At 71.8% G+C, this 25,644-nt stretch carries 23 protein-coding genes and 1 tRNA gene; 8 read left to right on the top strand and 16 right to left on the bottom strand.

The features are described from left to right. The first annotated feature begins 1 nt into the window (after nt 1). Entirely contained in the window at nt 2-1,156 is a 1,155-nt protein-coding gene (gene galK / locus ABT232_RS03095; protein WP_351835642.1) for a galactokinase, read from the top strand. Here galK and ABT232_RS03090 read toward each other — a convergent pair. Beyond that, a complete protein-coding gene (locus ABT232_RS03090; protein WP_351835052.1) occupies nt 1,098-1,604 on the bottom strand; it encodes a GNAT family N-acetyltransferase in 507 nt (168 codons plus the stop codon). The genes galK and ABT232_RS03090 overlap by 59 nt on opposite strands. A gap of 248 nt (nt 1,605-1,852) precedes the next feature. Here ABT232_RS03090 and ABT232_RS03085 point away from each other — a divergent pair, with 248 nt between their 5' ends. Beyond that, entirely contained in the window at nt 1,853-2,632 is a 780-nt protein-coding gene (locus ABT232_RS03085) for a LuxR C-terminal-related transcriptional regulator (RefSeq protein ID WP_351835050.1), read from the top strand. Here ABT232_RS03085 and tamR read toward each other — a convergent pair. After that, the gene (gene tamR, locus ABT232_RS03080; protein ID WP_351835048.1) at nt 2,591-3,088 is read right to left on the bottom strand and encodes a MarR family transcriptional regulator TamR; all 498 of its coding nucleotides are present in this window, start codon (nt 3,086-3,088) and stop codon (nt 2,591-2,593) included. The genes ABT232_RS03085 and tamR overlap by 42 nt on opposite strands. Before the next feature lie 95 nt (nt 3,089-3,183). On the opposite strand from tamR, the gene ABT232_RS03075 reads away from it, so the two are divergent. Further along, entirely contained in the window at nt 3,184-3,990 is an 807-nt protein-coding gene (locus tag ABT232_RS03075) for a trans-aconitate 2-methyltransferase (RefSeq protein WP_351835045.1), read from the top strand. Here the strand turns inward: ABT232_RS03075 and ABT232_RS03070 are convergent. Together ABT232_RS03070 and ABT232_RS03065 are read right to left on the bottom strand one after the other, a co-directional pair. Further along, nucleotides 3,987-4,664 carry a TetR family transcriptional regulator gene (locus ABT232_RS03070; RefSeq protein WP_351835043.1) on the bottom strand — a complete coding sequence of 226 codons (678 nt, stop codon included), beginning with the start codon at nt 4,662-4,664 and terminating at the stop codon, nt 3,987-3,989. The genes ABT232_RS03075 and ABT232_RS03070 overlap by 4 nt on opposite strands. Continuing rightward, nucleotides 4,661-5,680, bottom strand: coding sequence for an acyl-CoA desaturase (locus ABT232_RS03065; RefSeq protein ID WP_351835040.1), 1,020 nt, complete (start codon nt 5,678-5,680; stop codon nt 4,661-4,663). Before ABT232_RS03065 ends, ABT232_RS03070 begins: the two co-directional genes overlap by 4 nt. A gap of 292 nt (nt 5,681-5,972) precedes the next feature. Between ABT232_RS03065 and ppc the strand changes: the two genes are divergently transcribed. After that, complete coding sequence (gene ppc / locus ABT232_RS03060) at nt 5,973-8,717, top strand: phosphoenolpyruvate carboxylase (RefSeq protein WP_351835038.1); 2,745 nt, start codon at nt 5,973-5,975, stop codon at nt 8,715-8,717. Between the two features lie 107 nt (nt 8,718-8,824). Here ppc and ABT232_RS03055 read toward each other — a convergent pair whose 3' ends face one another. From ABT232_RS03055 to ABT232_RS03020, 8 genes are all read right to left on the bottom strand, one after another. After that, nucleotides 8,825-9,535: an LPXTG cell wall anchor domain-containing protein gene (locus tag ABT232_RS03055; protein WP_351835035.1), complete on the bottom strand. Its 711-nt coding sequence runs from the start codon at nt 9,533-9,535 to the stop codon at nt 8,825-8,827. Between the two features lie 136 nt (nt 9,536-9,671). Continuing rightward, nucleotides 9,672-10,160: a hypothetical protein gene (locus ABT232_RS03050; protein WP_351835033.1), complete on the bottom strand. Its 489-nt coding sequence runs from the start codon at nt 10,158-10,160 to the stop codon at nt 9,672-9,674. A 54-nt stretch (nt 10,161-10,214) separates the two neighbouring features. Continuing rightward, nucleotides 10,215-10,817, bottom strand: coding sequence for an aminoacyl-tRNA hydrolase (gene pth, locus ABT232_RS03045; RefSeq protein WP_351835031.1), 603 nt, complete (start codon nt 10,815-10,817; stop codon nt 10,215-10,217). Between the two features lie 81 nt (nt 10,818-10,898). Next, complete coding sequence (locus tag ABT232_RS03040; RefSeq protein WP_351835030.1) at nt 10,899-11,501, bottom strand: 50S ribosomal protein L25/general stress protein Ctc; 603 nt, start codon at nt 11,499-11,501, stop codon at nt 10,899-10,901. 200 nt (nt 11,502-11,701) lie between these two features. Further along, a complete protein-coding gene (locus ABT232_RS03035) occupies nt 11,702-12,682 on the bottom strand; it encodes a ribose-phosphate diphosphokinase (RefSeq protein ID WP_351835027.1) in 981 nt (326 codons plus the stop codon). 137 nt (nt 12,683-12,819) lie between these two features. Then, the gene (gene glmU / locus ABT232_RS03030; protein ID WP_351835025.1) at nt 12,820-14,268 is read right to left on the bottom strand and encodes a bifunctional UDP-N-acetylglucosamine diphosphorylase/glucosamine-1-phosphate N-acetyltransferase GlmU; all 1,449 of its coding nucleotides are present in this window, start codon (nt 14,266-14,268) and stop codon (nt 12,820-12,822) included. A 132-nt stretch (nt 14,269-14,400) separates the two neighbouring features. Continuing rightward, a tRNA-Gln gene (locus tag ABT232_RS03025) sits at nt 14,401-14,471 on the bottom strand. Nucleotides 14,472-14,482: 11 nt separating this feature from the next. Beyond that, nucleotides 14,483-15,355, bottom strand: coding sequence for a hypothetical protein (locus tag ABT232_RS03020; RefSeq protein ID WP_351835023.1), 873 nt, complete (start codon nt 15,353-15,355; stop codon nt 14,483-14,485). Between the two features lie 166 nt (nt 15,356-15,521). Between ABT232_RS03020 and ABT232_RS03015 the strand changes: the two genes are divergently transcribed. Beyond that, complete coding sequence (locus tag ABT232_RS03015; protein WP_351835020.1) at nt 15,522-16,844, top strand: sensor histidine kinase; 1,323 nt, start codon at nt 15,522-15,524, stop codon at nt 16,842-16,844. Between the two features lie 118 nt (nt 16,845-16,962). Here the strand turns inward: ABT232_RS03015 and ABT232_RS03010 are convergent, their stop codons facing one another. Together ABT232_RS03010 and ABT232_RS03005 are read right to left on the bottom strand one after the other, a co-directional pair. Next, entirely contained in the window at nt 16,963-17,457 is a 495-nt protein-coding gene (locus ABT232_RS03010) for an SUKH-3 domain-containing protein (protein WP_351835017.1), read from the bottom strand. 58 nt (nt 17,458-17,515) lie between these two features. Next, nucleotides 17,516-18,031: a YwqJ-related putative deaminase gene (locus tag ABT232_RS03005; protein ID WP_351835014.1), complete on the bottom strand. Its 516-nt coding sequence runs from the start codon at nt 18,029-18,031 to the stop codon at nt 17,516-17,518. Between the two features lie 375 nt (nt 18,032-18,406). Here ABT232_RS03005 and ABT232_RS03000 point away from each other — a divergent pair, with 375 nt between their 5' ends. The 3 genes from ABT232_RS03000 (at nt 18,407) to ABT232_RS02990 (ending at nt 23,432) form a co-directional block, all read left to right on the top strand. After that, nucleotides 18,407-19,441 (top strand): SMI1/KNR4 family protein, encoded by a 1,035-nt coding sequence (locus tag ABT232_RS03000; RefSeq protein WP_351835011.1) that lies wholly within the window; start codon nt 18,407-18,409, stop codon nt 19,439-19,441. 7 nt (nt 19,442-19,448) lie between these two features. After that, complete coding sequence (locus ABT232_RS02995; RefSeq protein WP_351835008.1) at nt 19,449-22,319, top strand: SUKH-4 family immunity protein; 2,871 nt, start codon at nt 19,449-19,451, stop codon at nt 22,317-22,319. Between the two features lie 222 nt (nt 22,320-22,541). Continuing rightward, nucleotides 22,542-23,432 (top strand): coiled-coil domain-containing protein, encoded by an 891-nt coding sequence (locus ABT232_RS02990; protein WP_351835006.1) that lies wholly within the window; start codon nt 22,542-22,544, stop codon nt 23,430-23,432. 24 nt (nt 23,433-23,456) lie between these two features. On the opposite strand, the gene ABT232_RS02985 is transcribed toward ABT232_RS02990, so the two are convergent. Together ABT232_RS02985 and ABT232_RS02980 are read right to left on the bottom strand one after the other, a co-directional pair. Beyond that, nucleotides 23,457-25,067 (bottom strand): sodium/solute symporter, encoded by a 1,611-nt coding sequence (locus tag ABT232_RS02985; RefSeq protein WP_351835003.1) that lies wholly within the window; start codon nt 25,065-25,067, stop codon nt 23,457-23,459. Further along, the gene (locus ABT232_RS02980; protein ID WP_351835001.1) at nt 25,064-25,522 is read right to left on the bottom strand and encodes a DUF485 domain-containing protein; all 459 of its coding nucleotides are present in this window, start codon (nt 25,520-25,522) and stop codon (nt 25,064-25,066) included. Before ABT232_RS02980 ends, ABT232_RS02985 begins: the two co-directional genes overlap by 4 nt. Between the last annotated feature and the right edge of the window lie 122 nt (nt 25,523-25,644).

Raw genomic sequence — 25,644 nt, 5'->3', positions numbered from 1 at the left:
CGTGGACGCAGAGCAGGTGCGGGACGGCTTCGCGAAGCTGTACGGAGCCGAGCCGGAGGGCGTCTGGGCGGCGCCCGGCCGCGTCAACCTCATCGGTGAGCACACCGACTACAACGACGGTTTCGTGATGCCCTTCGCGCTGCCGCACACCGCCGTCGCCGCCGTCGCGCGGCGCTCCGACGGCCGGCTGCGGCTGCACTCCGCGGACGTCGAGGGCGGCGTCGTCGAACTGCGCGTCGATGAACTGGCCCCCGAGTCGGACAAGGGCTGGACGGCCTACCCGGCGGGCGTGGTCTGGGCGCTGCGCGCGGCCGGCCACCCGGTGACCGGCGCGGACGTCCACCTCGCCTCCGCCGTCCCGGCGGGCGCGGGCCTGTCCTCGTCGGCGGCCCTGGAGGTGGTGGTCGCCCTCGCCCTGAACGACCTCTACGAGCTGGGGCTGAAGGGCTGGCAGCTGGCCCGTCTGTGCCAGCGCGCCGAGAACGTCTACGTCGGCGCCCCGGTCGGCATCATGGACCAGACCGCGTCCGCGTGCTGCACCGACGGCCACGCCCTGTTCCTGGACACCAGGGACCTGTCGCAGAAGCAGATCCCGTTCGACCTCGCGGCCGAGGGCATGCGGCTGCTGGTCGTCGACACCCAGGTCAAGCACGAACACAGCACCGGCGAGTACGGCAAGCGCCGCGCGGGCTGCGAGAAGGGCGCGGCGCTGCTCGGCGTGGACGCCCTGCGGGACGTGCCGTACGACGGGCTGGACGCGGCCCTCGCGCGGCTCGGCGACGAGGAGGAGGTGCGCCGCCTGGTCCGTCACGTGGTGACCGAGGACCAGCGCGTCGAGCGGGTCGTCGCCCTGCTGGAGTCCGGTGAGACGCGGTCCATCGGCCCGGTGCTGACGGAGGGTCATGCCTCGCTGCGGGACGACTTCCAGGTCTCCTGCCCGGAGCTGGACCTGGTGGTGGAGTCGGCCAACGCGGCCGGCGCGCTGGGCGCGCGGATGACCGGCGGCGGCTTCGGCGGCTCGGCGATCGTCCTCGCCGAGGCGGCCGACGTCGACACGATCACCAAGGCCGTCGAGGGTGCCTTTGCCGCGGCCGGGTTCACCGCCCCGCGGGTGTTCGAGGCGGTGCCGTCGCCGGGCGCGCGGCGGATCGGCTGAGCCGTTTGGTCAGGGTGTACTCGGTGATCCCCGGCGGATAGTCGGGGATCACGCACACCACCTCGTAGCCCCGCTTGCGGTAGAAGTCCGGGGCCTGGAAGTCCCACGTCTCCAGCCGGGCCGCCGTGCAGCCCCGTTCGTCGCGCGCCACGCGTTCCGCCTCGGCCAGCAGCCTGCCGCCGAGCCCGCCGCCCCGGTGGGCCGGCTCCACCCACAGATAGGTCACGTGCAGCCAGGTCGTCCAGGTGTGGCCGACCAGCCCGCCCGCCGGCGCGCCCGCCGCGTCCGTCGCCCAGACGTGCAGCGGGCTGTCGCGTTCCTCGGGCGTCCCGCGCAGCGCGGCCAGCACCGGAGAGGCGGCCGTGTTGTCCTCGCGCAGCCGCGAACGGAGAAGATCGCGCCGTGCCTTGTCGACTTCTGTCTCAAGACGAAACATGCGGCTCACCATAAACGCGGCGGACCGCCAGTTCTGCAAATAACCTTCCGCTGCTGCCCCCCGCCCGTACCCTGATGAACGGCGCCGGTGGGGGCCGGTGCTGTTCAGGGGGCGAGACGAAGTCGGGTACGGCGCCCGAACTGGGGGTAGCAGTCACTGCACGGCGGCGGTCGTGCGGTCGTGGTTGCCACACCCCCATGGGCGTCGTACCCGCGCCGGTCTCTCGTTCTCCGGGTCTTCCGGACCAGTGGGGGTTTTCAGTGGTTCGCATCCGAGTCCTGGTCGTCGACGACCACCGCATCTTCGCCGAGTCGCTCGCCGCGGCCCTGGCGGCCGAGCCCGACGTGGACGTGTCCGCGGCCGGCAGCGGCCCCGCCGCGCTGCGCAGCCTGGAGCGGGCGGCGGCCGAGGGGCGGAGGTTCGACGTGCTGCTCGTCGACGCCGACCTGGGCGCCGCGGTGCCCGGCATACGGCCCGCCATGGCGGCGGTGCCGGCGCAGCGGGACGGCGGCGAGGAGGGGATCGTCGACGGGATCTCCCTGGTCGCGGGCGTGCGCTCGGCGCAGCCCGGGGTGCGCACCGTGGTGCTCGCGGAGAAGGACGATCCGCGCCGGGCGGCGCTGGCGCTCCAGGCGGGCGCCTGCGGCTGGGTCGCCAAGGACTGCTCGCTGTCCCGGCTGCTCACCGTCATCCGCGGCGTCCTGCGCGACGAGACCCATCTGCCGCCGGCGCTGCTCACCGGCGTGCTGCGCGAGCTGACGGCCGCGCGCCGGCACCGCACCGAGAGCGAGCGGCTGGTGGAGTCGCTGACGCCGCGGGAGCGGGAGGTGCTGCGCTGCATGGTCGCCGGGCTGGGCCGCAAGGCCGTCGCCGAGCGGCTGTTCCTCAGCCCGCACACGGTCCGCACCCATATGCAGAACGTGCTCGGCAAGCTGGGCGTGCACTCCACGCTCGCCGCCGTCGCCCTGGCCCGGCGGGCCGGCGTCGGGCCGGTCGACCTAACCGGGGATGTTGTCGAACGGGGCGGTCAACTGGCGTAGCAGGGCGGCCAGTTCGGCGCGCTGGGCGCGGGACAGCTCGGCCAGGATGGCCCGCTCCTGGTCCAGCAGTCCGGCGAGCGCCTGATCGGCGCGGTCACGGCCCTCGTCGGTGAGCCGCACCAGCACACCACGCCGGTCGCTGGGGTCGGGCAGCCGCTCCACCAGGCCCTTCTTCGCCAGCCGGTCGATGCGGTTGGTCATGGTGCCGGACGTCACCAGGGTCTGGGTGAGCAGCTGTCCCGGCGAGAGCTGGTACGGCGTCCCGGCGCGCCGCAGCGCGGTCAGCACGTCGAACTCCCAGGGCTCCAGGCTGTGCTCGGAGAAGGCCAGCCGGCGGGCGCGGTCCAGGTGCCGGGCGAGCCTGCTCACCCGGCTGAGCACTTCGAGCGGTTCCACGTCGAGGTCCGGGCGCTCCCGGCGCCACGCTGCGACCAGCCGATCGACCTCGTCCTCCATAGCGATCAGTGTAGTGGTTGTGTCGATGTGAAGTCTCTTGACGTCAAGATACTTCGCGGGGCAGTCTGGACACCGCCTCGGACAGGAGTGCCGCCATGACCACACCCGCCTGGGACCCCGCCCAGTACCTGCGCCACGCCGACCACCGCGCCCGCCCCTTCACCGACCTCCTCGCCCGCGTCCCCGGCCTGCCCGGCGAACCGCCCCGCATCGCCGACCTCGGCTGCGGCCCGGGCAACGTCACCGCGCTGCTCGCCGAACGCTGGCCCACCGCGCACGTCACCGGCTACGACAACTCCCCGCAGATGCTCGACAGGGCCCGCGCCGACCACCTCGGCCCCACCCCGGGCGGCGGCCGCCTCGACTTCCAGGAGGCCGACGTACGCACCTGGACGCCGGCCGAGCCGTACGACCTGATCGTCAGCAACGCCACCCTGCACTGGGTGCCCGGCCACGCCGACCGCTTCCCCGACTGGATCGACGCCCTCGCCCCCGGCGGCACCCTCGCCTTCCAGGTGCCCGGCAACTTCGACGCCCCCAGCCACCGCCTGCTGCGCGAACTGGCCGACTCCCCGCCCTGGCACGACCGCCTGGTCGGCACCCTGCGCCACGACGACGTGCTCACGCCGGCGGAGTACCTGCGGCGGCTGACCGCCCTCGGCTGCGCCGCCGACGTCTGGGAGACCACGTACGTCCATCTGCTGCCCGGCGAGGACCCGGTCCTGGACTGGGTGCGGGGCACCGCGCTGCGGCCCGTCCTCACCGCGCTCGCCGACGACCCGGCCGCGCGCGAGGCATTCGTCCGCGCCTACCGCGACGCCCTGCGCCGGGCCTACCCGGCCACCGCGCACGGCACGCCGTTCCCGTTCCGCCGGGTCTTCGCGGTCGCCCGCAAGGGCTAACTCTTGCGGTGCCCGATCAGACGGGGCTTCTGTTCCATGCCGTCCAGGCCGTGCCAGGCCAGGTTCACCAGGTGCGCGGCGACCTCCGCCTTCTTCGGGCGGCGCACCTCGAGCCACCACTGGCCGGTCAGCGCGACCATGCCGACCAGGGCCTGCGCGTACAGCGGGGCCAGCTTCGGGTCGAAGCCGCGGCTCTTGAACTCCTTGCCGAGGATGTCCTCCACCTGGGTGGCGATGTCCGAGATCAGCGAGGCGAAGGAGCCCGTCGACTGGGGGATGGGGGAGTCACGGACCAGGATCCGGAACCCGTCCGTGTACTCCTCGATGTAGTCCAGCAGCGCGAACGCGGCCTGCTCCAGCAGTTCGCGCGGGTGCCCGGCGGTCAGCGAACCGGTCACCATGTCCAGCAGACGCCGCATCTCGCGGTCCACGACGACCGCGTACAGGCCCTCCTTGCCGCCGAAGTGCTCGTAGACCACCGGCTTGGAGACGCCCGCCTTCGCGGCGATCTCCTCCACCGACGTACCCTCGAAGCCCTTTGCGGCGAACAGGGTGCGACCGATCTCCAGCAGCTGCTGACGCCGCTCCGCACCGGTCATGCGGGTGCGGCGCGCGCGCCGCGGCTTGTCACTGTTCGAGGTACTGCTGGAGTCGGTCGCCACGGCGTCAATCATGCCGCCTCGGCCGTCTCCTTCCGGCGTCGGGAGCCGTCTTCGCCGTCGTGACGACGCGAATCGATACGCGAGCGTGACGGCCAGCGCACGTCGTACGCCCAGCCGAGCTGCTCGAACCAGCGGATCAGCCGGGCCGAGGAGTCCAGCTGGCCGCGCTCCACCCCGTGCCGGGCGGCGGTGGGGTCGGCGTGGTGCAGGTTGTGCCAGGACTCACCGCACGACAGCACCGCCAGCCACCACACGTTGCCCGAGCGGTCCCGCGACTTGAACGGGCGCTTGCCCACCGCGTGGCAGATCGAGTTGATCGACCACGTCACATGGTGCAACAGCGCCACCCGGACGAGTGAGCCCCAGAAGAAGCCGGTGAAGGCGCCCCACCAGGACATCGTCACCAGGCCGCCGATCAGCGCCGGCAGCGCCAGCGAGACCACCGTCCACAGCACGAACTGCCGGGAGATCGCGCGCAGCGTGCCGTCCTTGATCAGGTCCGGGGCGTACTTCTCCTGCGGCGTCTGCTCCTCGTCGAACATCCAGCCGATGTGCGCCCACCACAGGCCCTTGATCAGCGCCGGCACGGTCTCGCCGTACTTCCACGGGGAGTGCGGGTCGCCCTCCGCGTCGGAGAACTTGTGGTGCTTGCGGTGATCGGCCACCCAGCGCACGAGCGGGCCCTCCACCGCCATCGACCCGGCGATCGCCAGCGCGATCTTCAGCGGGCGCTTGGCCTTGAAGGAGCCATGGGTGAAGTGCCGGTGGAAACCGATCGTGATGCCGTGGCAGCCGAGGTAGTAGAAGAAGACCAGCAGACCGAGGTCCAGCCAGCTCACCCCCCACCCCCACGCCAGCGGCACGGCCGCGAGCAGCGCGACGAACGGGACGGTGATGAAGAGCAGCAGCGTGATCTGCTCGACGGACCGCTTCTTCTCCCCGCCGAGCGTGGCGGAGGGAAGCTGCGCGGCCGAGGACTCGGGGGTCGACTTCGGGGCGTTGTCGATCACATCGGAGCTTGGGGTCATGGGCGTCCCCTGTGGGGTCGAGGGTGGTGGCGGGGGTGCCGCGGGGGCCGGGAACCGAGTCGCTCCCTACGGTTCCGTAACCTACGGCGTCGTAAGTATGGCAGCGCGTCGCCCGGCGGCAAGAGCCCGAGAGTCTGCGCGTCCGCGTGGACACCTATCCTTGGAGTCGGTCGGACAGCGCGGTCCGCTCTGTTTATTTCCCGGATGTCCGGCCCGTATGCGGCAGCCGCCGCGCGAGACGCCGTCCGGGTTCCCTCCCAGACGAGCTTCAACACTGCAAGGAGCCGCACCTGTGAGCAGTGCCGACGACCAGACCACGACGACCAGCAGCGAGCTGCGCGCCGACATCCGCCGGCTGGGTGATCTCCTCGGCGAGACCCTGGTGAGGCAGGAAGGCCCCGAGCTGCTGGAGCTCGTCGAGAAGGTCCGCCGCCTCACCCGAGAGGACGGCGAGGCCGCCGCCGAGCTGCTGCGTGGCACGGAACTGGAGACCGCGGGCAAGCTGGTCCGCGCCTTCTCCACCTACTTCCACCTGGCCAACGTCACCGAGCAGGTGCACCGCGGCCGGGAACTGCGCGCCAAGCGCGCCGCCGAGGGCGGCCTGCTCTCGCGCACGGCGGACCGGCTCAAGGACGCCGACCCCGAACACCTGCGCGAGACCGTGCGGCACCTCAATGTGCGCCCCGTCTTCACCGCGCACCCCACCGAGGCCGCCCGCCGCTCCGTCCTCAACAAGCTCCGGCGCATCGCCGCGCTCCTGGACACCCCGGTCATCGAGTCCGACCGGCGCCGCCTCGACACCCGGCTGGCCGAGAACATCGACCTCGTCTGGCAGACCGACGAACTGCGCGTCGTCCGCCCCGAACCGGCCGACGAGGCCCGCAACGCCATCTACTACCTCGACGAACTGCACGCCAACGCCGTCGGCGACGTCCTGGAGGACCTCACCGCGGAACTGGAGCGCGTCGGCGTCCAGCTCCCCGACGACACCCGCCCGCTGACCTTCGGCACCTGGATCGGCGGCGACCGCGACGGCAACCCCAACGTCACCCCCCAGGTCACCTGGGACATCCTCATCCTCCAGCACGAGCACGGCATCAACGACGCCCTGGAGATGATCGACGAGCTGCGCGGCTTCCTGTCGAACTCCATCCGCTACACCGGCGCGACGCCCGAACTGCTGGAATCCCTCCAGGCCGACCTCGAGCGCCTGCCCGAGATCAGCCCCCGCTACAAGCGGCTCAACGCCGAGGAGCCCTACCGGCTCAAGGCCACCTGCATCCGGCAGAAGCTGGAGAACACCAAGCAGCGCCTCGCCAAGGGCACCCCGCACGAGCCCGGCCACGACTACCTCGGCACCGGCGAACTGCTGGCCGACCTCGTGCTCATCCAGACCTCCCTGCGCGAGCACCGCGGCGCCCTGTTCGCCGACGGCCGGATGGACCGCACCATCCGCACCCTGTCCGCCTTCGGCCTCCAGCTCGCCACCATGGACGTCCGCGAGCACGCCGACGCCCACCACCACGCCCTCGGCCAGCTCTTCGACCGGCTCGGCGAGGAGTCCTGGCGGTACGCGGACATGCCCCGCGACTACCGCGCCCGGCTGCTCGCCAAGGAGCTGCGCTCCCGCAGGCCGCTGGCCCCCACCCCGGCGCCCGTCGACGCGGCCGGCGAGAAGACCCTCGGCGTCTTCCAGACCGTCAAGCGGGCCCTGGAGGTCTTCGGACCCGAGGTCATCGAGTCCTACATCATCTCCATGTGCCAGGGCGCCGACGACGTCTTCGCCGCCGCCGTCCTCGCCCGCGAGGCCGGCCTGATCGACCTGCACGCCGGCTGGGCCAAGATCGGCATCGTGCCGCTGCTGGAGACCACCGACGAGCTCAAGGCCGCCGACACCATCCTGGAGGACATGCTCTCCGACCCGTCCTACCGGCGCCTGGTCGCGCTGCGCGGCGACGTCCAGGAGGTCATGCTCGGCTACTCCGACTCCTCCAAGTTCGGCGGCATCACCACCAGCCAGTGGGAGATCCACCGCGCCCAGCGCCGCCTGCGCGACGTCGCCCACCGCTACGGCGTCCGGCTGCGCCTCTTCCACGGCCGCGGCGGCACCGTCGGCCGCGGCGGCGGCCCCACCCACGACGCGATCCTCGCCCAGCCCTGGGGCACCCTGGAGGGCGAGATCAAGGTCACCGAGCAGGGCGAGGTCATCTCCGACAAGTACCTCATCCCGTCGCTGGCCCGCGAGAACCTGGAACTGACGGTCGCCGCCACCCTCCAGGCCTCCGCCCTGCACACCGCGCCCCGCCAGTCCGACGAGGCGCTGGCCCGCTGGGACGCCGCCATGGACGTCGTCAGCGACGCGGCCCACAGCGCCTACCGCCGCTTCGTCGAGGACCCGGACCTGCCGACGTACTTCCTCGCCTCGACGCCCGTGGACCAGCTCGCCGACCTGCACCTGGGCTCGCGGCCCTCCCGCCGCCCCGGCTCCGGCGTCTCGCTCGACGGACTGCGCGCCATCCCCTGGGTGTTCGGCTGGACCCAGTCCCGCCAGATCGTCCCCGGCTGGTTCGGCGTGGGCTCCGGTCTGAAGGCGCTGCGGGAAGCAGGCCTGCGGCAGGAAGGGGACACTGTGCTCGACGAGATGTACGAGCAGTGGCACTTCTTCCGGAACTTCATCTCCAACGTCGAGATGACCCTCGCGAAGACCGATCTGCGGATCGCCCGCCACTACGTCGACACCCTCGTCCCCGACGAGCTCAAGCACGTCTTCGCCACCATCGAGGCCGAGCACGAGCTGACCGTGCGCGAGGTCCTGCGGATCACCGGCGAACAGGAACTGCTGGACGCCCAGCCCGTCCTCAAGCAGACCTTCAGCATCCGCGACGCCTACCTGGACCCGATCTCCTACCTCCAGGTCGCCCTGCTCAAGCGCCACCGCGACGCCGCCGCGGCCGGCGAGGAGGCCGACCCGCTGCTGGCCCGCGCGCTGCTGCTCACCGTCAACGGTGTCGCGGCGGGCCTGCGCAACACCGGCTGACCCCGGCGCAGGCCGCGGATCGCGCTGATCACGCAGACAGAAGACGGCGCCCCTGTCCCGTACGAGACGTACGGGACAGGGGCGCCGCCCCTTTTCAGCCGCCCGCGTCAGCCCTGCCGGGCCCCGCGACGGCGGAACGCCAGGAAGCCGCCCGCGGCCAGCAGCACGGCGGCCACACCGGACAGCAGCCCCACCGGAGCGCCGCTGCCGGTCTCGGCGAGGTCACCCCCGGCGCCGCCCTGCCCGGACGGGGAGGAGGAAGCGCCCGGCACGGCCCCGCCGCCCTCGGAGGCGCCCGCGGACACGCTCGGAGCGGCCGACGGCGCCCCGGACGCCCCGGCGGTCGCCGACGGCGTGGCGGACGGCGTGGCGGACGGCGTCGTACCGGGCTGCTCGTCCTCCTCGGCGCAGTCCGTCCAGAACACCTTGTGCTTGGCGGCGCCGTTCTCGCCGTCGAAGTTCCAGAAGAGCTTGTAGTGGCCGTCGGGCAGCGACAGATCGGCGGTGCGGCCGTGGCCCTCGCCGTCCAGGGCGAGCGAGCCGGACTTCACCGTCTCGCCCTTGACGCCGGCCGTCGGCGCCCACGCCTCGATGTGCCAGTCCACCCGCTGGCCGGCGTCGAAGCCGAAGGCGTCCAGGTAGAAGGTGCACACGTGCGGTTCGTTCTTGCGCAGCTCCTCACCGGTGGCCGCGTCATGGATCTTGACGGTGCCGTTGTCGCCGCCGGTGGCGGGCGCGGTGGCGTGGGCGGCGGGGGACAGGAGCAGCGCTGCTGCGGCGACGGCGGACACCGCGCCGGCGCGAGGGAGGGTTCGCATGAAGCAGTCCATCTTCGAGTGACGAGCGGGGAAGATGTGGAGGGGGCGGCTCAGCTTCCGGCAGGGCCCGATGACGGATCAAGCACGATCAGGCAACGCACAGGCTCTCCACAGTGTGGAGAACGGTGAAAGGGGGTCACACGGTTACGAACGCGGCCGAGATCAGCGCGATCCCCGCGCCCGCCAGCACCCACGCCGCCCGCGTCCGGCGCAGCCCGCCCGCCACCACGACCGACGCCAGCAGCAGCGCACCGCCCAGCGGCACCCACGCGTAGAGCACCCCGGCCGGCCCGGAACGCACCGCCTCGGCGCCACCGGGCTTCATCACCACCGTGTACGTGCGTCCCTCCCGCACCGCGGCCGAGTTCTCGACGACCACCCGGGTCCTGGCCCGCGAACCCACCGAGAGCGGCGCGTACGGCCCCGCGCAGGTGTCACCGTCGCAGCGTCTCACCTCGACCGTCCCGCTCTCCCGCCCCTTGGTGAGCATCACGTACTGGGCGGAACCCCAGGAGGCCCACACCCCGGCGATCAGGATCAGCACCGTGAGCACACTCATCGCCGCGAAGCGACCGAACCGCAGCACGGCGCCCGCTCCCTGACTGGAGACGACCGCAGAAGGCATGGCCGCGATCTTTGGCCATGCCTGCACGGTCGGTCAACTCGGGTGGGGGAAACGTCAGGAGTTGTACGTCCCCTGCGCCCGCTCCAGCCCCTCGATCACCAACGTCTCCACCGCGTCCGCCGCCCGGTCCACGAACCAGTCCAACTCCTTGCGCTCCGCCGACGAGAAGTCCTTCAGCACGAAATCCGCGACCTGCATCCGCCCCGGCGGCCGCCCGATCCCGAACCGCACCCGGTGATAGTCCGGCCCCATCGCCTTCGTCATCGACTTCAGACCGTTGTGCCCGTTGTCACCGCCGCCCAGCTTCAGCCGCAGCGCCCCGTAGTCGATGTCCAGCTCGTCGTGGACCGCGACGACATGGCCCACCGGCACCTTGTAGAAGTCCCGCAGCGCGTTCACCGGACCACCCGACAGGTTCATGAACGACATCGGCTTCGCCAGGACCACCCGCCGCCCGGCCGGCCCCACCGGACCGATCCGCCCCTCGACGACCTGCGCCTGCGCCTTGCCCGCCCGCTTGAACCTGCCCCCGACCCGCTCCGCCAGCAGATCCGCCACCATGAACCCCACGTTGTGCCGGTTCATCGCGTACTCCGGCCCCGGATTGCCCAGCCCCACGATCAGCCAGGGGGCACCCGCATCGGTCGTCACGTCCATCTCTCCTTGATACGCGCCAGCCGCTGCCCCCACGGAGAACCCTCCGGGGAACAGCGGCTGACGAAACGGCGATGCTGAGGATCAGGCCTCGGCGGACTCTCCGGCGCCCTCGGCGGACTCCTCGCCCTCCGCGGCCTCCTCCGCCTGCGCGGCCAGCACCTGAAGAACGACAGCGTCGTCCTCGACGGCCAGCTTGGTGCCGTTCGGGAGCTTGATGTCCTTGGCGAGGATAGAGGCACCGGCCTCCAGGCCCTCGACGGACACCGTCACGGTCTCCGGAATGTGCGTGGCCTCGGCCTCGACCGGAAGCGCGTTCAGCACGTGCTCCAGCAGGTTGCCACCCGGCGCCAGCTCGCCCTCGGCGACGACCGGGATCTCGACCGTGACCGTCTCGCCGCGCTTGACCAGCTGCAGGTCCACGTGCTCCAGGAAGCCCTTCAGCGGGTCACGCTGCACGGCCTTCGGAATCGCCAGCTCCTGCGACTTGCCGTCGATGTCCAGCGAGATCAGCACGTTCGGCGTACGCAGCGCCAGCAGCAGCTCGTGACCCGGCAGGGTCAGGTGCAGCGGGTCGGAACCGTGACCGTAGAGAACACCGGGAACCTTGTTGTCACGGCGGATACGGCGGGCGGCGCCCTTGCCGAACTCGGAACGCGTCTCGGCGGTGAGCTTCACCTCGGACATGATCATCACTCCTCGTAAAAGGCGGAACGGACGGGTTACCCGGCCACGAACGGCCTGCTACGAAGAGCGCGTCGATAACGGACCACCGTACGCATGCGTACGGCCTCCCTCGCCGAGCAACTGCAACAGAGTACTCGGCGCGGGAGGCCGCACAAAAATCGATCAAGCAGAAGCGATCCGGCAGAACCGGAACACGCGACTCACTGCTCGTCGAACAGACTCGTCACCGAACCGTCCTCGAACACCTCACGCACCGCACGCGCGATCGTCGGCGCGATCGACAGCACCGTCAGCTTGTCCAGATCCTGGCTCAGCTCACCCGGCGTCGGCAGCGTGTTCGTGAACACGAACTCACTCACCCGCGAGTTCTTCAACCGGTCCGCCGCCGGACCCGACAACACACCGTGCGTCGCCGTCACGATGACGTCCTCCGCACCATGCGCGAACAACGCGTCCGCCGCCGCACAGATCGTGCCACCCGTGTCGATCATGTCATCGACCAGGACACACACCCGGCCCTTGACCTCACCCACGACCTCGTGGACGGTCACCTGATTCGCCACATCCTTGTCACGCCGCTTGTGCACGATCGCCAGCGGCGCACCCAGCCGGTCGCACCAACGGTCCGCCACCCGGACCCGACCCGCGTCCGGCGAGACCACCGTCAACTTCTCCCGGTCCACCTTCTGACCCACGTAGTCCGCCAGCAGCGGCAGCGCGAACAGGTGATCCACCGGACCGTCGAAGAAACCCTGGATCTGATCCGTGTGCAGATCCACCGTCAGGATCCGGTGCGCACCCGCGGTCTTCATCAGATCCGCGATCAGACGCGCCGAGATCGGTTCACGACCACGGTGCTTCTTGTCCTGCCGCGCGTAACCGTAGAACGGCACGATCACCGTGATGGAGCGAGCCGACGCACGCTTCAGCGCGTCGATCATGATCAGCTGCTCCATGATCCACTTGTTGATCGGAGCCGTGTGGCTCTGGATCAGGAAGCAGTCCGCGCCACGCGCCGACTCCTGATAACGGACATAGATCTCGCCATTGGCGAAGTCGAAGGCCTTCGTCGGGACAACCCCGACACCCAGCTGGTGGGCGACCTCCTCGGCAAGCTCGGGGTGGGCGCGGCCGGAGAAGAACATCATCTTCTTCTCGCCGGTCGTCTTGATCCCGGTCACAGCACTTTCTCCTCAGAGATGTCTCAGCTGGATGTGGACACAACGTCTCGGCAGCTGGGCGAGAACCGTCGTCTCAGCTGGTGGGGTGCGGGTGTGCACTTATCACGGTACGCCGTCCCAGACGCACCTGTTTCCGGTCAGCCTTCGCCTTCCGGCTCCCGGGACGCCGCCTCAGCCGCCTTCGCCGCCGCGCTTCCCGGACGCTTACGAGCCACCCAACCCTCGATATTCCGCTGCTGACCACGGGCCACGGCCAGCGAGCCGGGGGGCACATCCTTCGTGATCACCGAGCCGGCAGCCGTGTACGCGCCGTCCCCGATGGTGACAGGAGCCACAAACATGTTGTCCGAACCGGTACGGCAGTGCGAGCCGACCGTCGAATGATGCTTCTCCTGACCGTCATAGTTCACAAACACACTCGCGGCACCAATGTTCGAATACTCGCCGATCGTCGCATCCCCGACATACGACAGATGCGGCACCTTCGTACCCTCACCGATCGACGCGTTCTTCGTCTCCACGTACGTCCCGATCTTGCCCTTGCGCCCCAACCGCGTCCCCGGACGCAGATAGGCGAACGGACCCACCGACGCATCCGCCCCGACCGTCGCATCATCGGCCACCGTAGTGTCCACCCGCGCCCCCGCACCGACCCGAGTGTCCCGCAGCCGGCTGTTCGGACCGACCTCACACCCCTCGGCCAGATGAGTGGCACCCTCCAACTGCGTCCCCGGATGCACCAGCACGTCCCGCTCGAACGTCACCGTCACATCCACCCACGTAGACGCCGGATCCACCACCGTCACACCGGCCAGCATCGCCTCTGCCAGCAGCCGATCGTTCAGAATCCGCCGAGCCTCCGCCAACTGCACCCGGTTGTTGATCCCCGCGATCTCCCGATGATCACCGGCCACCGAAGCACCCACCCGGTGCCCCGCCTCCCGCAGGATCCCGAGCACATCCGTCAGATACTCCTCGCCCTGACTGTTGTCCCGCCGGACCTTCCCCAGCGCCTCCGCCAGCAGCCGCCCGTCGAACGCGAACACCCCGGAATTGATCTCCCGGATCGCCCGCTGCGCCTCCGAGGCGTCCTTGTGCTCCACGATCGCCGTCACGGCACCCGTGGACTCGTCCCGCACGATCCGGCCGTACCCGGTCGCGTCCGGGACCTCGGCGGTCAGGACGGTGACCGCGTTGCCGTCCTCGGAGTGCGTCCGCGCGAGGCCTGCCAGCGTGGCGCCGGTCAGCAGGGGAGTGTCGCCGCAGACCACCACGACGGTCCCGTCGACGCCGCCGCCCAGCTCCTCCAGGCCCATCCGGACCGCGTGCCCGGTGCCGTTCTGCTCGGCCTGCACGGCGGTCCGCACGTCCGGCGCGACCTCGGCGAGATGCGCGGTCACCTGCTCTCGCGCGTGCCCGACCACGACGACCAGATTCTCCGGCTCCAACTCACCGGCCGCGGCCAGCACATGACCCACGAGACTGCGACCGCAGAGCTCGTGCAGGACCTTGGGTGTGGCCGACTTCATACGGGTGCCCTCACCCGCTGCGAGTACGACGACGGCTGCCGGGCGAATGGCGCTCACGGGATGCCCTTCGGCTGTGGACGGGGTGTGGACAACCGCAGGATACCGGGGGTGTTTGGGGGTGACATGGGAGCGGGCCCTGACTTGGCTGTTGGCAGTCAGGGCCCGAACGGTGGATCTGTGTTCTGTGAGCTCCCGGAGAAGGATTCGAACCCTCATTCAACGGACCAAAACCGTTTGTCCTGCCCTTAGACGATCCGGGATGGTTTGCGCATTATGTCCGATTCTGTTGATCGGCCTCGTGCGCAGACCCAACTATGCCGTACCAGGAGCCCTCGATGCGACGGTACAAGTCGGCCCCCTTCAGGACTTTGATCACCAAGCAGCCTCGGTACGAATCGCCGACGTTCTTCCGGATCGTCCTCGGGTTGTGCTTTTTGAGGGTCGTCTTGTTGAACGCGGAGCGATCGGCGCCGACCAGGCCGGCCCAGTAGCGCTCGGCGCCCGCCACGTCCGCGTTCTCGTGGATCATGACGGTGAAGCGCAGCCGCTCGCGCTCCACCGCGAGAAGGTCGAGCCAGGCGAGGAAGACCCGGATGACCCCGGGGTCGCTGTTGACGAAGGTGACGTTCTCCCGCCGGTCGTACGGCTTGTCCTTGCTGCCCTCCGCCCAAAGCAGGCTCACTCCGACCAGGAACAGTTCGCGGGCCGAGAGGCTGCCGACAGCCCGCTCGGCTGCTTCCTTCGTCCGTTGCCGCTCCTCGTCGCGAATCCTGAGCCTCTCTCCCCAGCCCTTCCGGGCGATCGCCGACGCCTTCTGCCGGCTGCGCCTGCGCTCGGGCTTCGGCAGGTCCCGTACCCATAGGGAGATCGAACTCTTGGAGCACCCCAGCTCCAGCTGGATGCGGTCGTACGTCCAGCCCTGGAGCCGGAGTTCCCTCGCCCTCTCGCGCAGGTCGTCCCTCGCGTTGGGCCGCTTCGTCCACTCCGGGGCCGGCTCGCCCTCCAGGAGGCGGTTGAGGAGGTCGTTGTTGTCGATGTGCAGTCGGTCCCTGATCTGGCGCCTGCTGTGCCCCGTGCGCCGCAGGGCGACCGCCTGCTCGCGCAGGGTCTCCATGTCGGCGTGCTTGCCGTTGGTATGTGCCATACGCATACCGTCCGATCGGAATGGTGGGTTCCGGGATCGAACGGGCGGGGTTCAGCAGTTCGAGGGATTCCGGTGGGTTTCGTTGTTATTCGATTACGGAGTGTGGTGTCGGCCGCTCGGCAAAACTCGCCGGAAAAGCCGGGGGCGCCGCCCGTAGGCTGGAGGCATGACCACGACGGGGGATGACCGCACGGAGGCCCGTTCGGGGCCTCTGTGGTGGGAGAGGTGGCGCGGTGCGGTGCTCGACGGCGGCCTCGCGCTGCTGTCGGCGCTGGAGTGCGGGGTGGAGGGGTATCCCTTCGCGCAGGACGCGGGGATACCGGTGGCCGCGGGGGTGGTGTTCGGGGTTCTCGCGGGCTCGACGCTGCTGTTGCGCCGTAGGTGGCCGATCGTGGTGGTGCTGGTGTCGATCGCGATCGCGCCGGCCCAGATGGGGCTGCTGCTGACGGTCGTGGGCCTGTACACGCTCGCCGCGTCGGAGCTGCCGCGCCGGATCATCGCGGCGCTGGCGGGGATGTCGCTGCTGGGCACGCTGGTGGTGACGTTCGTCCGGGCGCATCAGGGGATGTCGCGCGGGGAGATGGGGCTGAGCCTCGGGGACTGGTTCGTGCCGTTCATCTCGATCACCGCGTCGCTGGGGGTGACGGCTCCGCCGTTGCTGCTGGGGCTGTACGTGGGGGCGCGGCGGCGGCTGATGGAGAGTCTGCGGGAGCGGGCGGACAGTCTGGAGCGGGAGCTTCAGCTGCTCGCGGAGCGGGCGGAGGAGCGGGCCGAGTGGGCGCGCAACGAGGAGCGGACGCGGATCGCGCGGGAGATGCACGACGTGGTGGCGCACCGGGTGAGTCTGATGGTGGTGCACGCGGCGGCGTTGCAGGCGGTGGCGCGGAAGGATCCGGAGAAGGCGGTGAGGAACGCCGCGCTGGTGGGGGACATGGGGCGGCAGGCGCTGACCGAGCTGCGGGAGATGCTCGGGGTGCTGCGTACGGGGGACGGGGTGCGGCGGGAGCGGGCGTCGGTGCCGTTGGCGGCGGTGGGTGCGGCGGCTGCCGCGGCGGCCTCGCGGGCGGTGGACGAGGACGGGGTGCCGGGGGAGGGGCCGTGTCTGTCGGAGCTGGACGAGTTGATCGGGCAGTCGGCGGCGGCGGGGATGGTCGTGGATCTGTCGGTGGAGGGGGAGGCGCGGGGGTACGCGCCGGAGGTGGAGCAGACGGCGTACCGGGTGGTGCAGGAGGCGTTGACGAACGTGCACAAGCACGCGGCCGGGGCGAAGACGCATGTGCGGTTGGCGCATCGGTTGTCGGAGATCGCGATGCAGGTGGAGAACGAGCCGCCGCCGGAGGTGTCGTCGGCGTCGTCGGCCCGGTTGCCGTCGGGGGGCAATGGGCTGGTGGGGATGAAGGAGCGGGTCGTCGGGCTCGGCGGGGTGTTCGTGTCCGGGCCGACGGACGCGGGGGGTTTTCGGGTGTCCGCGGTGATTCCGGCGGCGTAAGGCCTACGTGACCGGCTTGGTCTGCGTGACCGGTGTGGCCTGGGTGGCCTGCGTGACCGGTGTGGCCGTCGGTGTGTGGCGGGTGCGGGGTTGGCGTCGTGTGTCTGTGCCCGGGTGTTCAGCCGGCCGTCAGTCGTACGGGTTCGAGGCCGGCGACGAGGGTGGTGAGGGCGTGGTCGATGTCGGGGCCGAGGTACCAGTCGCCGGTGTGGTCGAGGGCGTAGACGCGGCCTTCGGTGTCGATGGCGAGGAGGGTCTGGGTGTCGGTCTCGGCGCCGAGGGGGCTGACCTCGGTGTCGAGGGCGCGGCCGAGGTCGCCGAGGGTGCGGGCCATGTGGAGGCCGTGCAGGGGGTCGAGGTGGAGCGCGGCGGGGGCGAGCTGGCGGCCGGGGCCGGTGGGGTTGATGTGGAGGCCGCCGAATTCGGCCCAGGCTTCGACGGCGGCGGGGAAGACGGCGTGGCGGTGGCCGGCGGGTGAGCTGTGTTCGCGCAGGGCGTCGGCCCAGATCTCGGCCTGTTTGATGTCCCAGCGTCCGGGCTGCCAGCCGGCGTCGCGCAGGGCGGCGTCGACGGGGACGGAGAAGCGGGTGGTCGAGGTGCGGTCGGCGTGCATCTGCCTTCAGTCGTCTGTTCGGTGGTGTGGTGCGGCGTCGTGGGTGGGTCGCCGCGGCTCAGCCGTCGGTTGCCGCGGGGTCGACGACGCGGACGCCGAAGTGGGCGCTGAGGGCGGTGCAGGCGCGGCAGGGGGTGGCGAAGCTGCCGTGCAGGGGGTCGCCGTCCTCGCGGATACGGCGGGCGGTGAGCTTGGCGTGCTTGAGGGCTTTGCGGGCTTCGCCGTTGGTCATGGGTCTGCGGGCGGCGCGCTTGCTGCGGGCGGCGTCGGCGGCGGAGAGGTGGCGTGAGATGAGGATGGTCTCGGCGCAGCGGCCGGTGAAGCGGTCGCGCTGGGCGCTGGTGAGGGTGTCGAGGAAGTCCTGGACGAGGGGGTGCAGTGCCGGTGGCTGGTCGCCGCGGGCGGCGGTGCCGGTGAGGGTGGCGCCGCGGACGGAGAGTGCGGCGGCGACGGTGGGGAGTATGCCGTCGCGGCGGTGGAGCAGGGTGGGTGCGTGGTGGTCGCCGGTGGCGCTCCAGCCGATGCGGGGGTCGCCGGAGGCGCCGGTGTGCGGTCCCGTTTGCGTCGCGTTCATGATCGTGTTTCCCCTCCCGTGCAGCCCCCCGGCGGACACAGAGTGCCAAATGCCGTGGCGGGTGGGGAAGCTGGGGCGGCGCGACACGCCTGTTCGGGGGCGGGCTGTCACGGTGTGGTGACGCGGGGTCAGGGGTGCGGGTGCCGGGACGGGTGGTCTGCGGGCCGGGTGCGGAAGGGGGGCGTCCGGTGGTGCGAGGTGCCGTGACCGGCGCCGGTGACCGCTTTCCCCGTACCGCATAGGCTGTCGACACCGCGCCGCGCGCGGTCGGTGTGCCCGGGACAGGGGTGCGTCGGAGCAGAGAAGTCGATACGGGGCGTAGTGGCCGGAGTCGGTCGTTACGGGTCGTACAGAGTGCCGCAGGGGGCAACCGCCATGACGACAGGTCGGCTCGGGCTCGGGGCACCTCCCGGCCGCCAGGCCGGGGGACAAGCCGCGCCGCCGAACGCGGCCTACGCCGGGCAGGTCGTGCATTTCCCGGATCCGGTCCGGGCGGCCCGTCATCCGAGAGGGGTGCGGGTGGACGAGCACGGCTACCCCGACTTCTCGCCCTACGCGCGGGCTGCGGCGGAGATCGCGGATCCGCCGGAGGGTTTCGGTGTCGATGAGCTGCGGCTGACGGACTACGTCTCGGCGAACGCGGCGCTGGCGGCTTCCGGGCACGATCTGTGGGACACGGTGCCTGCGGTGGCGACGCCGCACGGCTGGACGTGGCACCACGCGGCCGGGACGCGGCGGCTGGAGCTGGTGCCGGTCGAGGTGAAGGCGCTGCTGCGGCATCACGGCGGTATCGCGACGGCTGTGGTGGACCAGAACAAGCGGGGCACGCGGCCGCTCCAGGAGACGCGTCCGGCGCACTTCGGGCTGCCGAAGTCGGGTGTGGCGGTGAGCGAGGCGCAGGTGCAGGGCGTCGAGGAGGATTTGGGATACCGGCTGCCGGGCGCCTATCGGTCGTTCCTGAAGGCGGCGGGTGGCTGCGCGCCGGTCGGGACCGCGCTCGACGCCGAGCTGGGGCTGCTGATCGACCAGCCGTTCTTCACGGTGCGGGACGAGGCGGCGGTCAACGACCTCGTGTACGTCAACAAGTGTCTGCGTGACCATCTGACCAAGGACTACCTGTGCGTGTCGTTCGTGCAGGGCGGTCTTTTGGCCGTGAAGGTGCGGGGCGAGCGGATCGGTTCGGTGTGGTTCTGCGCGTACGACGACGCGCGGGACGTGGACCCGTCGTGGGCGCCGGCCGAGCGGGTGGAGCGGCTGCTGCTGCCGTGCGGGGAGGACTTCGACGCCTTCCTGTCGCGGCTCGCGGGGTCTCCGCCGGAGCTGGAGACGGTGGCCGATCTGATGGTCGACGGTGGTTTCGCGCGAGCGGTGCCGGTGGCGTCGGTGCCCGCGCCGTCGGTGGGGGAGTGAGCTGACGATGGTGACGTTCGCGCAGGCGCAGGAGCGCGCCGAGGAGTGGATCAACGGTGAGCTGCCCGCGTACCAGCACCGTGAGGTGCGGGTGCGGGAGTTCGACCTGGGGTTCGTGGTGTGGGCCGAGGACCGTGCCGACGGGCCGCGTTCGGACGGCGGCGCGCAGCGGTTGGTCATCGCTCGCGACAGCGGCGACGCCACGCTGTGGCCTGGGCTGCCGGTGGGCGAGGTGATCCGCCGGTACGAGGAGGAGTACGGCCGTTCCGACGCGGAGCCGGAGCCCGTGGCCGGGCCGGCGGCGCGGGTGGATCTGAACCAGACGTCGTTCCTGCTGAGTCCGCCGGAGTGGTTGCAGGAGGCGGCGGACAAGCTGGGGATCCCGGACCGGCGGGAGACGTCCGGGCGGGGTGTGTCGTCCGAGGGGGCGGCGGACGCGGTGCCCGCGGACGCGGTGCCTTCCGACGCGGTGCCTTCGGACGCGGTGCCTGCTGCGGGCGCCGGGCCCTCGGACGCGGTGCCTTCCAGTGCTGTGCCCTCCGATGCCGTGCCTTCCGGTGCCGTGCCCTCCGGTGCCGTGCCCGCCGGTTCGGCCGCTCCTGGGGTGCCCGCCGTGGGTGCTCCGCCCGTCGCCGGTGGCTTTCCGCCGGCCGGTGGTCCCGGGGCCGAGCTGCCGCAGACGCAGGCCGGGATTCCGGGGAGCGCGTCGGTGACGGGGGCGCCGGGTCCGGTGCCCGGGGTGCCCGGTGTGCCGCCGGGGGCGACTCCCTGGGCCGGGACCGACACCAACGCCGATGCCGGTGAGGACCGTTCGGTGCCGCTACCGGAGACCGTGTTCGCGCCGCCGCTGAGCGGCACCGACGACGAACCGCCGCCGCCGGCGGTGGTGCCGGACGCGAAGACGGCACTGATGTCGGGCGGCAGCCGGCTTCCGCCCACGGCGGTCGCGCCGGCGCTCACGGATCCGCATGCGGCCGGGGCGCACGGCGGGACCGGTGGGACCGGTGGGACCGGTGGGACCGGTGGGACCCGTGGGGCCGGGGCGCAGGGTGCTCCTGGCCTGCCGGGCACACCGCCTCCTCCGTCCGTCCCCGCGGCGCCCGTTCCCGGTGCGCCGCAGGGCAGCACGCCCCCGCCGGGTGCGCCCTCCCACGGTCACCCGCAGCCGGGCGGCGCGCAGCCGCTGCCGCCGAACGCCGGGGACATCGCCGACGCCGCCACGAGCAAGGCGGCCCCGCCGCCGCGACGCGGCCGGGTCGGCGGTGCGACGCCGCCGCCTCCGCCGGGCACTCCGGGGACGCCGGGCGCGCGTCCGGGCAGCACGCCCCCTCCGCCGGGCGCGCCGGGCACTCCGGGTACTCCGGCGGGCGGTGCGTACGTGCCCACTCAGCTCGTCTCGGCTCTCGGTCCCGACGGACCGGGCGGACCGGGCGGACCGGGCGGACCGGGCGCGCCGCAGCCTCCGGGCGTACCGGGTGCTCCCACGCCTCCGGGTCCGCCCGGCGTTCCCAACACCCCCGGTGGCACGCCTCCGGGCGGTGTCCATCACGCCGCCACGATGCTGGCCGACCCCTCGCAGCTGGGGCCGGGCGGTCCGGGCATGCCGCAGCCTCCGGGCGCTCCGGGCGCGCCTCAGCCGCCCGGTGCTCCGGGTGCTCCGGGTGCTCCTGGCGTTCCTGGCGCTCCCGGCGCCGTGCATCACGCGGAGACGATGCTGGCCGGTCCTCCCGTGGCCGGACCGGGCGCGCCTCCGCCGCCGCAGGCCCCGGGCGCACCCGGTGTCCCCGGTGCCCCCGGTGTTCCGGGTGCCCATCAGCCGATGCCGCCCGCGCCGGGTCAGCCTCTGCCGGGTCAGCCCGTGCCGGGTGCGCAGCCTCCGGCGTACGGCTATCCGCAGCAGGGGCAGCCGACGGTCGGCCCGGGCTATCAGGCCGTGTTGCGCTACCGCGCGCAGGACGGTTCGGAGCAGCAGCTGATCCGGCGTTCGGCACCGGGCACGCCGCACCCGGAGTGGCAGATCTTCCATGAGCTGCGGGCGATGAACGTGCCGCCGGACCAGGTGCTGGAGCTGCACACCGAGCTGGAGTCGTGCGAGCTGCCGGGTGCGTACTGCGCGCGGATGATCCGGGAGCAGTGGCCGCAGGCGCGGATCACGAGCATCGCGCCGTACGGCACGGATCACGCGAGCCGGCAGCAGGGCATGCGGCAGCTGCTGGTGCACCAGGGCGAGTTGCATCAGGTGGCGGACGGTCCCGCGCGGCCCGCGCCGGTGCGGGCGCCGTTGCCGCCGGTGCAGCCCGCGCCGCCGATTCCGCCGGAGGGCGTGGCGCAGGAGCTGGCGGCGGCGTTCGGGCCGGGGGTCTTCCGGTTCGAGCAGGTCGCGGTGTCCCGGCAGGGCGTGCCGCCGATCGTGGCGCACACCTTGATGGTGGCCGGTCTGCCGCTCGACATGGGGCCGTTCTTCTGGGCGCAGGCCCAGCCGGGGCGCCCAGTGCCGACCCTCGCCGAACTGGCGCAGGAGCGTGGTGTGCAGCCGGCCGCGGACGCGGGTTCCTACCTGGTCATGGGAAGCGACTTCGGCAGGGCGATCTGCGTGCAGTACGGCACGGCGAACATCGTCGCCGTGCCCGTGGAGGCGGGGCCGGGCGGTGCGCCGGTGCCGCCGCAGTTCGTGAACACCGGTCTGCCGGAGTTCGTGCGCTGCCTGGCGCTGCTCGGGCGGATGTGGCGGCTGCGGTTCGGGCTGAACCAGGAGCAGGCGGGCCGCTGGACCGTCGACTTCCAGGCGCAGCTGGCCGCCCTCGACCCGGCGGCGCTCGGTTCGCCGGAGAGCTGGTGGTCGGTGCTGCTGGAGCAGATGTGGGACGGACTGCTGTGACCGCACGGGCGGCGCGGGCCGCCTGACGGAGTGTGAGGAGGGGCCTGGCCCGGTCGGACGACCGGGCCAGGCCCCTTTCGTGTGTCCGTGCCGTCCGTTACCTGTGCCCGGAGTGTCGCGTTATGCACACTTCCATCCGATCCATCAAGATGTCCGCGCAATCGAAAAAAAACGAAATCGTGCAAATGTCGTGTCGCGTGGTCGGCGGAGAGGGGTCCCGGGATGAGCAGCGCATCGGAGTCACCACACGGGTTCGTGGCCGTCCGGGGGCGCGGCTACCGCCCCCGACAGGTCGACAGGTTCACCACGGCGCTCAGCGAGGAGCGCGACGCCGCCTGGGAACGCGCCGCCCGGCTGACCGTGCTAGCCAAGCAGATGGAGGCGGAGGCGGCGCGGTTGCGGGAGACGGTCGCCGCGCTTCCGCCGCAGACGTACGACTCCCTGGGCGAGCGCGCGCGGCGCCTGTTCCAGCTCGGGACGGAGGAGGCGGCCGCCGTGCGCGCCAGGGCGCGGCGTGAGGCGCAGGAGCAGGTGGCGCAGGCGGAGGAGTACGCCCTCAGCGTGCGCCGGGCGGCGCAGGAGGAGGCCGACGCGCTCCGCGCGGAGGCGGAGGAACGCGCCCGCCACCGGCTGCTCGCGGCGCGTGCCGAGGCCGACGAGATCCGAGTCGAGGCCCGGCGGGAGGTGAAGGAGAGCCGTTCCGAGGCGCTGGCCGCCCTGCGCGAGATGCGGCAGCGCACCGCCGCGCTCCTGGCCGAGGAGCAGAGCGAGTACGCCCAGCGGCTGGCCGCCGCCGACCGCGAGGCCATCGCCTGCGCCGCCGCGCTGGACGCCCACCACGCCCAGCAGTTCGCCCGTGCCGAGGCCGCGCTCGCCGACGCGGTGCGGGCCCTCGCCGACGCGGAGGAGTTCACCCGGCGCCGGCCACAGGAGGCGCACACGCGGGCCGCCGAGATCCTCGCCGAGGCACGGGTCCGCGAGGAGCACATCGCGCGCGACACCGAGCGGGTGCTGCGGGAGCACGGGGAGCGCTGGGACGACGTCCAGGCGCACATGTCTTCCGTGCGCAGCAGCCTGGCGGCGCTCACCGGCGGGCGGGCGCCGGTGGAGTGACGTCCGCGCCCGCGCGGCGCCCCCTCAGCCGCGCCTTCGCACCGCCCCCGCCAGGATCCACGCCTCCACCGCCTCGTACTGCCGCCGCTGTTCCTCCGCCCTCCGCCGGCCGGAGAGCACCGTTCCGAGCCAGCCGAAGGCGAAGCCGAGGGGGACCGAGACCAGGCCGGTCGTGGTGAACGGGAAGAAGTTGAAGTCCGCCTCGGGGAAGGCGGCGGTGGGGGAGCCGGAGACCAGGTTGGTGCCCGGGGTGAGGACGAGCACCGCGAGGGTGCCGCCGATGAGGGTGGCGAGCAGGCCGGCGCGGGTGTAGCGGCGCCAGAAGAGGCTGTAGACCAGCGCGGGCGCGAGGGCCGACGCGCCGAGGCTGAAGGAGAGCGTCACCAGCGGTTGCAGGCTGCGGTGCTGGACCAGCGTCGCGAGCACGATCGCCGGGACGCCGACCGCGAGGGCGCCGAGGCGGGCCAGCGTCATCTCGCGGCGGGCCGACATCTCCTGGAAGCGGGACGAGAACACGTCGTGCGCGAGGGAGTTGGCGCAGGCGAGGATCATGCCGGCGACGGAGGCGAGCACCGTCAGGAAGACGGCCGTGGCGACCGTGGTGAACAGGAACGTCTCCGCCGTCGACACCTTTGGCCCGAGCGCCGCCAGGGAGCCCAGCAGGAAGGCCGAGTTGCCCTGCGGGTCGGCCAGCGCGATCGCCTCCCGGCCGAGCAGCGCCGTGGCGCCCATCCCGACGACCGTGATGACCAGCACGAACACCGCCACACAGGACACCGCCCAGGACATCGACCGGCGTACCTGCGGCGCGCTGGAGGCGGTGTACATGCGCATGGTGACGTGCGGCAGGCAGGCGCCGCCGAGCACCACGCACAGCTGCGCGCTGATCATGTCGATGCGCGGGTACGGGCCGCCGGCGAACTCCAGCCCGGAGCTGAGGAAGTCGGCGCCGACGCCGCTCCTGTCCGCCGCCGCGTCGAACAGGGCGGCCGGGTTCCAGTCGAACCTGTTCAGGATCAGTACGGCGACGGCGCCGCCCGAGCCGAGCAGGATGACGATCTTCAGGATCTGGATGAGCGCGGTGCCCTTCATCCCGCCGATCGCCGCGTACGAGATCATCAGCGCGCCGAGCCCGACGATGCAGCCGGTCTTCACCTCGTCGCCGGAGAAGCCCAGGATGAACGCCAGGAGCTGTCCGGTGCCGGCGAGCTGCACCAGCATCAGCGGCAGCAGCGCGGCCAGGGTCACCAGGCACGCGGTGATCCGCACCGCGCGGCCGGGCATACGGCGTGCGAAGGCGTCGCCCATGGTGAACCGTCCCGCGTTGCGCAGCGGTTCGGCCAGCAGGAACATCAGCAGCATCAGCGACAGCGCGGTGCTCAGCGCCAGCACGATGCCGTCGTAGCCGTACAGCGCGATGACCCCGCCGGTGCCCAGCACGGTCGCGGCGGAGATGTAGTCGCCGGCGATCGCCAGGCCGTTGCGCATCGGGGACAGGGAGCTGTAGCCGGTGTAGAACTCGTCGAGGTCGTCGCGGTCGGGGCCGGTCATCACGCACAGCAGCAGGGTGATCGTCGCGATGGCGGTGAAGGCCACCAGGGACATGGTCTGCGCCGATTCATCGAACCCGGTCACCGCGCCGCCTCCCGCTTGGCGTCCAGCTCGGACTGCTTGCGGATGCGGTCCGCGAGCGGGTCGACGTAGCGCCGCGCGGTGTGCTCGTACAGCGCGATCGCCAGCCAGGTGACGGGCAGTTGCACGAGCGCCAGCAGCAGTCCGGCGGGCAGGCCGGCGGTGACGTCCGCGGTCATGAACGACGGCGCGAGCGCCGACAGCAGGAGGAACAGCGTGAAGTACCCCAGCGCGGTGAGGGTGGCGACCCTTCGCTGCCAGCGGTAGGCGCTGCGCAGGACGCGCAGATCGCTGTGGTGGCCGAGCGGCGCGTGGGCCGGCCGCCGTCGGCCGGTGGCCTCGGCCGCCGGGGCCGGGGGGAGCGGCTGCCACGGATAGGTCGGGTACGAGGGTGAGAGGTCGCCCGCGCGGTAGGGCGCGCGGGGTGTGCGGGGAGGTGGATGAGGGTCGGAGGACATCCCGGTGCTCCTTGCGTGGCTCGGGTCCGGCGGGGACCGCAGGGAGTGGGGGGCGGGTTGCGGGTGACGCACGCTACTCGGCGCACCGGGAGTGCGCGACGTTTTCACCAAACTGAGTGGTC

The sequence above is a fragment of the Streptomyces sp. NPDC001532 genome (genome assembly GCF_040298625.1).
Classification (GTDB): Bacteria; Actinomycetota; Actinomycetes; order Streptomycetales; family Streptomycetaceae; genus Streptomyces.
This window is presented reverse-complemented; position numbering and strand designations above follow the sequence as displayed.

Excerpts from the sequence above, each read along its gene's own strand:
- ABT232_RS03090 (WP_351835052.1), bottom strand. The coding sequence starts at position 1,604 with ATGGTGAGCCGCATGTTTCGTCTTGAGACAGAAGTCGACAAGGCACGG.
- tamR (WP_351835048.1), bottom strand. The coding sequence starts at position 3,088 with ATGGAGGACGAGGTCGATCGGCTGGTCGCAGCGTGGCGCCGGGAGCGC.
- ABT232_RS03075 (WP_351835045.1), top strand. The coding sequence starts at position 3,184 with ATGACCACACCCGCCTGGGACCCCGCCCAGTACCTGCGCCACGCCGAC.
- ABT232_RS03070 (WP_351835043.1), bottom strand. The coding sequence starts at position 4,664 with ATGATTGACGCCGTGGCGACCGACTCCAGCAGTACCTCGAACAGTGAC.
- ABT232_RS03065 (WP_351835040.1), bottom strand. The coding sequence starts at position 5,680 with ATGACCCCAAGCTCCGATGTGATCGACAACGCCCCGAAGTCGACCCCC.
- ABT232_RS03055 (WP_351835035.1), bottom strand. The coding sequence starts at position 9,535 with ATGCGAACCCTCCCTCGCGCCGGCGCGGTGTCCGCCGTCGCCGCAGCA.
- ABT232_RS03050 (WP_351835033.1), bottom strand. The coding sequence starts at position 10,160 with ATGCCTTCTGCGGTCGTCTCCAGTCAGGGAGCGGGCGCCGTGCTGCGG.
- pth (WP_351835031.1), bottom strand. The coding sequence starts at position 10,817 with ATGGACGTGACGACCGATGCGGGTGCCCCCTGGCTGATCGTGGGGCTG.
- ABT232_RS03040 (WP_351835030.1), bottom strand. The coding sequence starts at position 11,501 with ATGTCCGAGGTGAAGCTCACCGCCGAGACGCGTTCCGAGTTCGGCAAG.
- ABT232_RS03020 (WP_351835023.1), bottom strand. The coding sequence starts at position 15,355 with ATGGCACATACCAACGGCAAGCACGCCGACATGGAGACCCTGCGCGAG.
- ABT232_RS03015 (WP_351835020.1), top strand. The coding sequence starts at position 15,522 with ATGACCACGACGGGGGATGACCGCACGGAGGCCCGTTCGGGGCCTCTG.
- ABT232_RS03010 (WP_351835017.1), bottom strand. The coding sequence starts at position 17,457 with ATGCACGCCGACCGCACCTCGACCACCCGCTTCTCCGTCCCCGTCGAC.
- ABT232_RS03005 (WP_351835014.1), bottom strand. The coding sequence starts at position 18,031 with ATGAACGCGACGCAAACGGGACCGCACACCGGCGCCTCCGGCGACCCC.
- ABT232_RS03000 (WP_351835011.1), top strand. The coding sequence starts at position 18,407 with ATGACGACAGGTCGGCTCGGGCTCGGGGCACCTCCCGGCCGCCAGGCC.
- ABT232_RS02995 (WP_351835008.1), top strand. The coding sequence starts at position 19,449 with ATGGTGACGTTCGCGCAGGCGCAGGAGCGCGCCGAGGAGTGGATCAAC.
- ABT232_RS02990 (WP_351835006.1), top strand. The coding sequence starts at position 22,542 with ATGAGCAGCGCATCGGAGTCACCACACGGGTTCGTGGCCGTCCGGGGG.
- ABT232_RS02980 (WP_351835001.1), bottom strand. The coding sequence starts at position 25,522 with ATGTCCTCCGACCCTCATCCACCTCCCCGCACACCCCGCGCGCCCTAC.